Source organism: Pseudomonas sp. IT-P294, from assembly GCF_949767865.1.
GTDB lineage: Bacteria > Pseudomonadota > Gammaproteobacteria > Pseudomonadales > Pseudomonadaceae > Aquipseudomonas.
The window spans coordinates 645,679-654,788 of sequence record NZ_CATKQW010000033.1 but is presented as its reverse complement, the minus strand read 5'-3'; the positions used below and the strand labels follow the sequence as shown (position 1 = coordinate 654,788).

15 protein-coding genes are annotated in these 9,110 nt (G+C 58.8%); all 15 read right to left on the bottom strand.

The features are described from left to right. Nucleotides 1-37 precede the first annotated feature (37 nt). Entirely contained in the window at nucleotides 38-406 is a 369-nt protein-coding gene (gene gp17 / locus ACM6I0_RS22210; RefSeq protein ID WP_414923276.1) for a tail completion protein gp17, read from the bottom strand. Continuing rightward, nucleotides 406-891 (bottom strand): HK97-gp10 family putative phage morphogenesis protein, encoded by a 486-nt coding sequence (locus ACM6I0_RS22205; RefSeq protein ID WP_414923275.1) that lies wholly within the window; start codon nucleotides 889-891, stop codon nucleotides 406-408. The genes gp17 and ACM6I0_RS22205 overlap by 1 nt, the downstream gene beginning before the upstream one ends. Beyond that, entirely contained in the window at nucleotides 884-1,222 is a 339-nt protein-coding gene (locus ACM6I0_RS22200) for a phage head closure protein (protein ID WP_414923274.1), read from the bottom strand. The genes ACM6I0_RS22205 and ACM6I0_RS22200 overlap by 8 nt, the downstream gene beginning before the upstream one ends. Beyond that, nucleotides 1,219-1,551, bottom strand: coding sequence for a head-tail connector protein (locus ACM6I0_RS22195; RefSeq protein WP_414923273.1), 333 nt, complete (start codon nucleotides 1,549-1,551; stop codon nucleotides 1,219-1,221). The genes ACM6I0_RS22200 and ACM6I0_RS22195 overlap by 4 nt, the downstream gene beginning before the upstream one ends. Beyond that, a complete protein-coding gene (locus tag ACM6I0_RS22190; RefSeq protein ID WP_414923272.1) occupies nucleotides 1,548-1,820 on the bottom strand; it encodes a hypothetical protein in 273 nt (90 codons plus the stop codon). Before ACM6I0_RS22190 ends, ACM6I0_RS22195 begins: the two co-directional genes overlap by 4 nt. A gap of 42 nt (nucleotides 1,821-1,862) precedes the next feature. After that, nucleotides 1,863-3,023, bottom strand: coding sequence for a phage major capsid protein (locus tag ACM6I0_RS22185; RefSeq protein ID WP_414923271.1), 1,161 nt, complete (start codon nucleotides 3,021-3,023; stop codon nucleotides 1,863-1,865). Continuing rightward, nucleotides 3,023-3,697, bottom strand: coding sequence for an HK97 family phage prohead protease (locus tag ACM6I0_RS22180; RefSeq protein ID WP_414923270.1), 675 nt, complete (start codon nucleotides 3,695-3,697; stop codon nucleotides 3,023-3,025). Before ACM6I0_RS22180 ends, ACM6I0_RS22185 begins: the two co-directional genes overlap by 1 nt. Nucleotides 3,698-3,714: 17 nt before the next feature. Beyond that, entirely contained in the window at nucleotides 3,715-4,986 is a 1,272-nt protein-coding gene (locus ACM6I0_RS22175) for a phage portal protein (RefSeq protein WP_414923269.1), read from the bottom strand. Beyond that, nucleotides 4,986-6,707, bottom strand: coding sequence for a terminase large subunit (locus ACM6I0_RS22170; protein WP_414923268.1), 1,722 nt, complete (start codon nucleotides 6,705-6,707; stop codon nucleotides 4,986-4,988). Before ACM6I0_RS22170 ends, ACM6I0_RS22175 begins: the two co-directional genes overlap by 1 nt. Then, nucleotides 6,707-7,192 carry a phage terminase small subunit P27 family gene (locus ACM6I0_RS22165; RefSeq protein ID WP_414923267.1) on the bottom strand — a complete coding sequence of 162 codons (486 nt, stop codon included), beginning with the start codon at nucleotides 7,190-7,192 and terminating at the stop codon, nucleotides 6,707-6,709. The genes ACM6I0_RS22170 and ACM6I0_RS22165 overlap by 1 nt, the downstream gene beginning before the upstream one ends. Nucleotides 7,193-7,368: 176 nt before the next feature. Continuing rightward, a complete protein-coding gene (locus ACM6I0_RS22160) occupies nucleotides 7,369-7,776 on the bottom strand; it encodes an HNH endonuclease (protein WP_414923266.1) in 408 nt (135 codons plus the stop codon). Next, nucleotides 7,767-7,955, bottom strand: a complete 189-nt coding sequence (locus ACM6I0_RS22155; protein WP_414923265.1) for a hypothetical protein — start codon at nucleotides 7,953-7,955, stop codon at nucleotides 7,767-7,769. Before ACM6I0_RS22155 ends, ACM6I0_RS22160 begins: the two co-directional genes overlap by 10 nt. Nucleotides 7,956-8,026: 71 nt before the next feature. Beyond that, nucleotides 8,027-8,215, bottom strand: coding sequence for a hypothetical protein (locus tag ACM6I0_RS22150; RefSeq protein WP_414923341.1), 189 nt, complete (start codon nucleotides 8,213-8,215; stop codon nucleotides 8,027-8,029). Beyond that, on the bottom strand, nucleotides 8,175-8,564 hold the full coding sequence (locus ACM6I0_RS22145; protein ID WP_414923264.1) for a hypothetical protein: 390 nt from the start codon (nucleotides 8,562-8,564) through the stop codon (nucleotides 8,175-8,177). The genes ACM6I0_RS22150 and ACM6I0_RS22145 overlap by 41 nt, the downstream gene beginning before the upstream one ends. Continuing rightward, nucleotides 8,561-8,887, bottom strand: a complete 327-nt coding sequence (locus ACM6I0_RS22140) for a phage holin, lambda family (protein ID WP_285435583.1) — start codon at nucleotides 8,885-8,887, stop codon at nucleotides 8,561-8,563. The genes ACM6I0_RS22145 and ACM6I0_RS22140 overlap by 4 nt, the downstream gene beginning before the upstream one ends. Nucleotides 8,888-9,110 lie beyond the last annotated feature (223 nt).

Here is a 9,110-nt window from a genome sequence, read left to right as displayed (position 1 = left end):
AAAACCCGCGCATGGCGGGCTTGGGTTTGGGATTTGGCTATCTGGGTACAAGCCAGTCGATGTCGAAGCTCGACCGATACAGGTTTGTTTCTGCGTCCTTGCTCTCTCCGCCCCAGCGGACGACGTTTGCCTTCAGCTCGATGGCATGGGCTATGGCGTCGGTGACGGCCCGGGCAGATGACGCAGTTGCGGCGTATACATCAACCTGCAGCGTGAAACCGTCCATGTCAGGCCGCCCCGCCAAGTAGTTCTCGGGGCTGCCGGTGACCAACTGCCAAACGGCATACGGCTTCGCCACTCCCTCTGGCGCCTCGCCGAACGGATACAGCCTGTGAGGCGTCACGCCGAGCAGAGCGCGAACGCCAGCATCAGCTGCGCTCACGGTGAATATTGGTGCTGCTGGCATCAGCTACTCCCGGACGCCTTGGCCGCTCGCCTGATGGCACGATCAATGGCTTTTTCGTATTCGGTTATGAAGGTGTTGGTCGCTTCGCTGATGTTGTCAGCGAGAGCTTTCCGGGCAAACGGTTGAGCGCGCATTTTCGCGGTACCGAACTCAATCAGACGCCAATGCGGTGTTGGTGAGTTGGCCGACGTGTCGCCGCCATTTTTCAGCACCGCACCGTGCAAGATGCCGACCCTGAAACCGAGATCACCGCTCGCCTTGAATAGTTTCCCGTTCCATCGCAGCGCGACGTTGTCCGCGATCGAACGACCTGTTTCAGGGTCATCAATCCTCTTGGCGCCTTCTTTCATCTTGTCGGCGACCAGTTGTGCCACCTTTCGCAGCGCAGACCGCCCGCCCTTGCGCTTCATGTCATAACTGATGGCTTCGAGTTTCCCAACCAGCGAGTCGATGCCCACCAGGATGAACTCAACTGTCTCAGCCATCATTCAACCCCTTCGCCACCAGGATAGTGAGGTACTCCAAGCCCGACACAGGGTCGGGCATCGGCGGGCCTTGGATGTTGTACACGTCGCCGCGGTGCAGGATGCGCATCGTCGGCAACACACCGGGGCGGTATCGGATGACCATGCGGCCCGATGCTTCGGACTGGCCGGCCTGGGCCGCGATCAGGTCGCGAGCGCTGAGCGGTTCGACTGAGGCAGGAACCTTGTCCCACACCGTCGTCCAGCCCTCGATCTCTTCGCCGGTGCCAGGGTCCTGCGTGATACCAAGCGCCTGGAAGGTGACCCGGTGACGCAAAGCACCGGCCCTCATGGGATCACCACTGGATCAGGCGGGCCGGACCAATTGCGAGACGACCACAGCAAAGACTCAACGGCCATCGGGACCTCAGCAGTGATGGTGCCAACCACCACCGCCTCCCGATTCGCGTATGAATGCCCAATGAGCAGCAGCAACGCCGCCTTGAAGCTCGCCGGAAAGTCATCGACCTCCAGCAACTTTGGGTTGTCACAAAACCAGAGTGCCCAGGCCAACGCCGACTCGGCGTACAGGATTATGAGATCGTCTTCGTCCTCATAATCCAGACGCAAGTGCTTGCGAATCAGCTCGATGGGGAGCAGATCAGCAGCGGCGACGGTCATTTTTTGGTGGCCTTTTCCTTCGCCTTGGCGTCGGCTTCGGCTTTCGCCTTGGCTTCTGCGTCAGCCTTTTCCTTTTCGAGGGCGTCGGCCAGTGCCTCGGCGTCGGCTTCGGCTTTCGCCTTGGCTTCTGCGTCATCATCGACATACTCGGCCAGCTTCATGCCGACGAGAGCTTCGGCAATGTCGTCAGCGACCGGCCGAACCTCGTGCTGATCGAAGGTGCCACCGTTGAAATGGGAGAACTGTTGGAGCGCGCGAATCTTTTTCATCGGTCAAACAGGAGCGGTTGCCCGCCCCTGCCTCGCTGGCGATCAGGCTGCAGGTGCAAACGCACCCTTGATGATCGCGGTTGGACGATAGTGAGCCAGCGCCAGGCGCTCTTCGCACAGGATGGTCAGCATGTTCTTCACGAAGTTGTCGCGGTCTTCGCGGCTGACTTCCACGGTGGCATCCATGCGATCCCATACCTGGGACGCCAGATCGAAGCCACCGACGGTGAAGGTGCCAAGCGCCTGCGCCTTGGTGGCCACCACAGGGAGACCCCACATGACCTTGGCAGCGAACGCGGCTGGGCCGCCGAAAATGTAGCGGCCTTCGGCATCTTTCAGCAGTGCAATCGCGTGCCAGTCGCGCGGGTTCAAGATGATGCCGGAGGCTTCGAACTCGGACTCGCTGGTCTGGAAGATTGCGTGGGCAATCTGGTCCGCGCGGGTGTCGCCGGTCGCATTCAGGGCTGCATCGTATGCGGTGGCCACCTGGTTCAAACCGGTGAGGTTGTCACCGGTGCCGTCACCGTTCAGCAGCTGGGTTTCTTCAACCAACGCCAGACCGAACAGCAGACGGTTGTTGACGTAGGATTCCAGCATCGGCGCGTCATCCATCACCTGACGCGAAGCCTGGATCCAGTGAGCGATGGTCTTCACGTTCGCGGTCTGCTTGGTGAAGGTCAGGTTCGACTCGGGCTTCAGCGTGCCCTCGGGTACTGGCGCCGCGCTGTTGGTGAACACATTCTCGCGAACATACTCCAGCGAGTTCGTACTGATACGGCCCTGAGCGAGCAAGTCGCGAATGGTCAGACGGCGCAGGCCGGGCATAAGGATGCCAGGATTCATTTGGGCTTGGATCAGCGAGCCAGCCGAGCCAGCCGTGCTGCCCAGCACTTTGTCGAAGCTTTTCACGTCGACCTTGCCTGAAGACTTGCCGTCCCACGACTTGTTCAAGTCGATGGCGGTTTGCGCGGCAAAGCTCTTCTTGTTTTCCGGATCGTCCAGATTGCCGCCGGACAGCTTCTGCTCCAAATCGAACAGTCGAGTACCAGCGGATTTCAGTTCGTCCTGAACGGTGGTCAACTCGCCTTGCAGCTTTTTGCTGACCTCACCGGTGTCGGTGATTTCTTTTTTCTGCGCATCGAACAGCTCAGTCATTCGAGTCTGCGCGGTCTCGATGGCTTTCTGAATTTGTGCCAAGTCCATTATTTCTGCTCCAGCGATGGGAATGTTTTCAAGCGCTCCAGGAGCGCGGCGATTTCTGATTGGTCGCCGCCTTCGGAATCACTCCGAACCGCGGACTTGATGCGGGCGATAAACGCCTGCGCTTCGGACTTGGAAAGGCCGGCTGAATCTCTCAACCAGTTTTCCGCATCGCGGATGCTTTCGATGGTGTCCATGCTTTTCAGGGTGGACACAGTGGCCAGTTCATTGGCAGGGAAGGTGCAGATGCTGATTTCGTTGAGGCGGGACACGCTCTTGAATGAGTAGCCCGTCTCGATCGGAGTTACATCTCCTTTTGCGGCTGAAAACCCGACCGACATACCGCCCACGGTGCCGTGGATCATTGCGGCCTTGAGCGCGTCCGATTGCGGGTTGCCCGGGGTAAGTTCGCCACGAACGTGAAGGCCGGTGCCGTCCTCTGCCAGATCGAGCCATTTGCCGACAGGAATCTCATTGCGCCGATGGTTGAAGAACATGGCCACCGTGCGGGACTGGCTCTTCAGTGCTTGGGCAAATGCACCGGGCTCAATGATGTCGCCGTCGCCGTCAATGACACTGAAGACGCTGGCGTAGCCTTCGAAAATGCCCTGGGCACCGTCCTTGGCGAACTTGATAGAGGCCTGGTCGAAGGCCAGCGTTTTGCAAATACTCGGCATTTCAGCCTCCAGAAAAACTAAACCCCGCTTGGTGCGGGGTTCGTTTGGCCAAGTTGGGTAAGCGGTACGTTTTGCGATTGCCGTGTCGCAACATCCCCGCCGGGAAGCGGCGGCCGGTTATCAAGCCGTCGGCCTTCGTTGACCGTCAGCAGTCCGGAGTCGACGTTGGTCTTCAGGTAGTTCGCTCGGGCGGTGGAGTCTCCACGCAGCAGACCTTCCAGATTGTGCTCCGCATGCAGGCGACCTACTTGGTTCGGCTTGAGCAGCCAGCGCTCGATCGCGTACTCCCAACGATTCAGGTAAGGCGACAGTGTGTATTGAAGAAATCCGAGATTTTGCTGCTCGATGCCGGTGCCCCAACTGGTGGACTTTTCAACATCGCCGACCATGTGAGGCGGCACTCCGAAGAATCGCGCCAGTTCGCTGACCTGGAACTTTCGGGCTGACATGGTCTCCGCATCCTGCGGACTTACCCCGATCGCCTGGGTGGTAAAGCCACCTTCCAAAATCCACAAACGCTTGCGAACAGGTCCGCCGGATATTTCCTTGAAGTTCTCTTCGAGCTGCGCCCTCTGCTCCTTGTTGAGCACCTTTCCATCGCCGGTCATCAGCAATTGGGGCGACTTGGCACCATTGGCATAAAACTCTCGCTGCTGGTCTTCCATCGCCACCGCAACGCCAGCGGTCTTCGCGGCGAAAGCAATAGGTGAAAGGCCGACCAGTCCATTGAATCCAAACCCTTTGAGGTGAAAGATTTCGGACGGCTTGAAGTCGGCGTACTCGGTGTCTCGTTTGTACCGGTAAACCACCCGGTCGTTTTCAAGCCTGACGTCCATGTTCACGGACATGAGCGGTAGCAGGCTGATGACATCGCCGGCGCTGTTGCGCTCGATGTGAGCGTAGGAATTACCGTAGTAACAGAGCTGCATTGTCATGGCCTCGCGAAATTCCACGGCGGTCATGTACTGATTTGGGGAGTAGCGCAGCAGGCGTGCCAGGAGGTTATCCATGCCCACCTTGGTACGGTTGTCGTCTTTCGTTTCGTAGACGTCCAATGGCAATCCGGCTGTAACGCTTGAGATCAAACGCACACAGGCGAATACCGTAGCGATTTGCAGAGAGCGTTCGTCGTTAACGACCGAATCCCCTACCACTCCGGATGCGGACACTGGTCCGGTCTGAGATCCCTTTTCCGGCGTCGACAGTCGGCCGCCGACAAAGAAGCTCGCCATGCGCGCCCACAGGGGGCTGCGAGTGCGCAGGTCAATGCTGTAGTCGGTGTCTGCCATTACATACTCATCGGTCTGGAGAGGAAGTCGTCGACAGAGCCCTGCACGTCTGCGTTAGCCAGGATGCGGCCTATCGTCATGATCAGCGCGACAGCGCCGTCGATCTTGTTGTCATCACCCTGCTTGATGGGTCGCACCACGTCGTCGTTGCCGGGCATGTTTTTGCCGATCACGTTGGCGATGCACCAGGTCATGATGGGGTTACCGTCGTGATGGAATCGGCCGGCGGTGATCGCCGCCTCGAGTTCCTTCATCGGGTCCGACATGTTCGTGTAGTTCTGCGTGATGGTGATCGGATTGAAGCCCTCGTCGTCCAGGTCATGACTCAAGCCGGTCGCGCCGTGCGGGTCAATTGGCGACTCGCGCAGCGGCGCGTGGTGATTCGCCTCCTTGGTGTCCTCAAGGATTTCGCGGTAATCGATCTCGGCGCCGTCAGTAACCTCCAGATGCTTGGAGTTCACCCAGGCCTGGAATCGTTCGGACATGCGCTTGTTATCGGTGTTGAACGCGGTGTCATACGGCACCCAGAATTTCGGGGCCACGCTGTAGTAGTGGGTCTTGCCATCGATGACCCGCCAGAACAGACGTGCCCGCGAGTTCATGTCCAGTTTGCGCGCCAGGTCGAAGCCCGCAATCCACTCCTGCCCCTCGAACTGCTCGAGCGTGAGCGTGGTGTCTTCGCACGATTTCCAGTCCTCCATGTTGAAGAAGCCGGACTTCGCGCTCACCCAAAGGTTGAGGTGCTTCGTTTTGAACGTATTCGCGAAGCGAGCCGACCGAATCGCCCTCGCCTGCTGGCTCTCCAGGTACTCCTGGAACACCGAAACCCCATGGTTCGGGTTGGCCTTGGCCAGCATCTTCGGATCGGTCCAGTCATCACCCTCATCGAGGGTCCAGATCCAGCCGAACAACTCTTCGTCAGGCACGGTGCCGGCGAGCATCTCCACGACCTGCCGACGTTTGTCGTAGCAAGGTCCTTCGATATCGGCGCCGGCGGTGGTGATGATAAACATCAGCGGCTGTCGGCGAGCGCCCATGCCGGTGAGCATGGTGTCGTACTGAGCCGACGTTGGGTGTTCGTGGTATTCGTCGACGATCGCGCAGCTTGGTGATGCACCGTCGCCTGGGTTGCCAATCAGTGGTTCGAAGCGGCTGAAGTCGGACGGAATGTTCATGTTCGAAGCGTTGACCTCGATCCCCGCGGCCTGAATCAGCATGGGCGACTTGCTCACCATCAGCTTGGCTGGGCGGAAAACTTCCCACGCCTGCTTCTCGGTGGTCGCACCTGCATACACTTCAGCGCCGAACTCGCCGTCGGCAACAAACATGCTGATGCCCACGCCGCCCGCGACAACGGATTTGCCGTTTTTTCGAGGCACTTCCCAGTAGCTTTCACGGAACCGGCGGTGGCCGCCTTTCTTTTTGACCCAACCAAACGTGACGGCAAGGCCGAACAACTGCCAAGGCTCAAGGCTGATCAACTGACGCTTGAATGCCCACTCGCCTTTTGTGTGCGGCAGAAGCTGGATAAGCCTCAGCTTCTTTTCAGCCTTGACCGCGTCGAACTTGTATTTGAAGCCCCGCTTCCTGCTGGCTGCCAGGTCGTCGAAGTGACGCTGCACCGCCTGGTGGATGTATCGACAAGCCGGCACCTTACCGCGAAGCAATGACCGACCCCACGCCGTCGCCTTGTCGACGTTGGGGTGGGTAGATTTGGTCATCAGCTACTCAGTAGTTTGGCGAATTCGTTGGTTTCTTTCTCCTTGTTGCCGCCTATGAGGCGGCTGCGACTGGCTGGATCAAGGCCGAGCATCGACCCGAATGTAACCATTTGCCGCATTGTTTCATTGGCGGCAGTCAGTGCCGGGTTCTTCATCGGACCGCCGGTGGCACCGGTAACGACAATTCCGTGCACCTGGATTGATTCCTGCGCCATGCGCCAGTTGTCGTAAGCGCTGCAGAAAGCTTCTACGTTATGTAGGTCGGTGATCGCGACGACGTTCTCGCGCAGCAGCTCCGGAACAATCATGTTCCACATGGTGGCGGCCCGAGGGCTGAACCACTCGGGCGGGTCTATCTGGGTGATCTTGGAAAACTGTGGCTCGGCGGTGTTCAGCGCACGCTTGCCAGGGTTTCCAGCCAGTGCTTTCTTGGCCGTTGGCTTGGGTTTGCGACCACGGCCGGCGACCGTGGCGGTGCCTCCCATCGCGCAACTCCTGAATTTTTAATTTCGCGGGTGTAAGAAAACGATTGAGGGCGCGGTCTAGAAGCCAAAAAACCTGGACTTTCGACCCTCCCCCACCCCCTGAACGCGAATTCCTCTCATTTCGGTCATTTTCGACCATTTTTGGTGAAAAACCGTGCGATTCGTTCTCATTTCGATCATTTGCCCGGATGATCCGTGCTTTGCTGCACCGCGTTGCCCCATCCGCCGTCCTCGGCCGCTGTCTTGCGGCTGTGGCATGGCCGACACAGGCCTTGCCAGTTGGACCGGACCCAGAACGCATCCTTGTCACCTTTGTGCGGGACGATGTGGTCCAGATCAGTGGCAACCACCACCAAGCCCTGGCGTTCGCACTCAGCACACAGCGGGTGCTTGGCCAGGTAGGACTTGCGGGCCTGCTGCCACTTGTAGCTGTACCCACGCTGGCTACTGGTATCGCGCTGCTTCTCTCGCTGCTTCACCTCGAACTGCTTGCCCACATCCGCATGGGCTTCACAGTAGCGAGGGTTGCGGGTGAGTACGTTGCAGCCCTGGGCGTTGCACGGCTTCTGTGGCCTCAGCGGCATGGGCTGCCATCCATGTAGGTCGATGGCAAAGCATCGGGGTCTTCGTCACTCTCGTCTGCCAGCGCCTGAATCAGGAGCAACTGCTGCTCGGCCATCCTGTTGAGGATCGCTGTCTGCTGCTTCTGCTCGGTCAGCACCTGGGTCAGCAGGCTTTCCAAGTAGCTGAGCGGCTCGCTCATATGCAATGTCCTTCCACTTCTTGATCCATTCGCGCCGGGCGGCGCATCCACTGCAGGACATCATCGACCTCCTACTTGGTCTGACTGCGCTTGATCTGGGCGTCCACCTGATCGGCGCAGGTATCGAGCAGCTTGACCGCCTGATCCTTGAGGTCCCACACATCACCGTTGTCGCGTAGGTCAGCCTCTTCGGCATCAATGCGCTCGCACGGGATCAGCTCAGGGGGCTCGACTCTTACTGCTGTTGTCTTTGTTACCAGCGGCGGCGGGCTTCCCGCGCAGGCCGTCAGGCAAAGGCTGAGCAGCCCAATCGCGAACAGGCTTGCTGTTTCGTTTGAGATCTTCAAAGTCTTTCCTCGCCTTCTTGGCTTTCTGCTCACTGGCATTGATTCGCTTCGCCAGGTCGGCGGTGTAGTCGGCGTTGCGTTGGGCCTCGGCGCGAAGGGTGGTAATCGTCGCTTGGCTTTCTTTGTTGGCGTCGACGGCGTCTTGCTTACCCCTGGCCTCGATGGTCACCTGACCTTCAAGGGCAATGACCTGGTTGTGCTGGATGATCAGCAACAGGCAGGCAACGAGCGCGATAATTGCTGCAGCGGCAAAGGCCTTCATAGCGAATCCACCTTGCGCCCCAGGAAGCGGGTAACCATCTCGCGAATGGCCGTGACGCCGAGGAAGCCAATGGTCCCGCCGGCGGCCACGGACAGGCTCGATGGCCAGGCCATCCACTCAATGACGCTACTGGCTGACAAGCTCAACCCACCACAGATCAACGCCTCGAAGAAGATCCGGCGCTTGCTGGTTTCTTTAGCGTCATACAGGACACGCAGGAAGGAGATGAGGATCGCCATAATTGCGCCCTGCCAAAGTGGGTTGCTCAGGGCCACCCAGATAGCGGCCCACGTGTCCGGGTTCTTTTCGGGCATGAGCGTCATCCGGTGTCCTCCCTCTCGGGGAGCAAAGTAGGTACAGCTCCAGCAGCACTCCCAGCTCGGAGCAATGGGTGTGGTGGAGCCGTAAACGAAAAAGCCCCGCACGATGGCGAGGCTTATTGAATGAGTAGTTGCTGGTGAAGTTAACGCTTGTTGTAGTCGTTGTTGAATGAAGGATCAACTTGACCGGCAAACAAAAACCAAACAGCCCAAACCATGAGCAGTA

Bases quoted from the DNA above. Each gene is read 5' to 3' on its own strand.
- gp17 (WP_414923276.1), bottom strand. From the start codon at position 406: ATGCCAGCAGCACCAATATTCACCGTGAGCGCAGCTGATGCTGGCGTT.
- ACM6I0_RS22205 (WP_414923275.1), bottom strand. From the start codon at position 891: ATGGCTGAGACAGTTGAGTTCATCCTGGTGGGCATCGACTCGCTGGTT.
- ACM6I0_RS22200 (WP_414923274.1), bottom strand. From the start codon at position 1,222: ATGAGGGCCGGTGCTTTGCGTCACCGGGTCACCTTCCAGGCGCTTGGT.
- ACM6I0_RS22195 (WP_414923273.1), bottom strand. From the start codon at position 1,551: ATGACCGTCGCCGCTGCTGATCTGCTCCCCATCGAGCTGATTCGCAAG.
- ACM6I0_RS22190 (WP_414923272.1), bottom strand. From the start codon at position 1,820: ATGAAAAAGATTCGCGCGCTCCAACAGTTCTCCCATTTCAACGGTGGC.
- ACM6I0_RS22185 (WP_414923271.1), bottom strand. From the start codon at position 3,023: ATGGACTTGGCACAAATTCAGAAAGCCATCGAGACCGCGCAGACTCGA.
- ACM6I0_RS22180 (WP_414923270.1), bottom strand. From the start codon at position 3,697: ATGCCGAGTATTTGCAAAACGCTGGCCTTCGACCAGGCCTCTATCAAG.
- ACM6I0_RS22175 (WP_414923269.1), bottom strand. From the start codon at position 4,986: ATGGCAGACACCGACTACAGCATTGACCTGCGCACTCGCAGCCCCCTG.
- ACM6I0_RS22170 (WP_414923268.1), bottom strand. From the start codon at position 6,707: ATGACCAAATCTACCCACCCCAACGTCGACAAGGCGACGGCGTGGGGT.
- ACM6I0_RS22165 (WP_414923267.1), bottom strand. From the start codon at position 7,192: ATGGGAGGCACCGCCACGGTCGCCGGCCGTGGTCGCAAACCCAAGCCA.
- ACM6I0_RS22160 (WP_414923266.1), bottom strand. From the start codon at position 7,776: ATGCCGCTGAGGCCACAGAAGCCGTGCAACGCCCAGGGCTGCAACGTA.
- ACM6I0_RS22155 (WP_414923265.1), bottom strand. From the start codon at position 7,955: ATGAGCGAGCCGCTCAGCTACTTGGAAAGCCTGCTGACCCAGGTGCTG.
- ACM6I0_RS22145 (WP_414923264.1), bottom strand. From the start codon at position 8,564: ATGAAGGCCTTTGCCGCTGCAGCAATTATCGCGCTCGTTGCCTGCCTG.
- ACM6I0_RS22140 (WP_285435583.1), bottom strand. From the start codon at position 8,887: ATGACGCTCATGCCCGAAAAGAACCCGGACACGTGGGCCGCTATCTGG.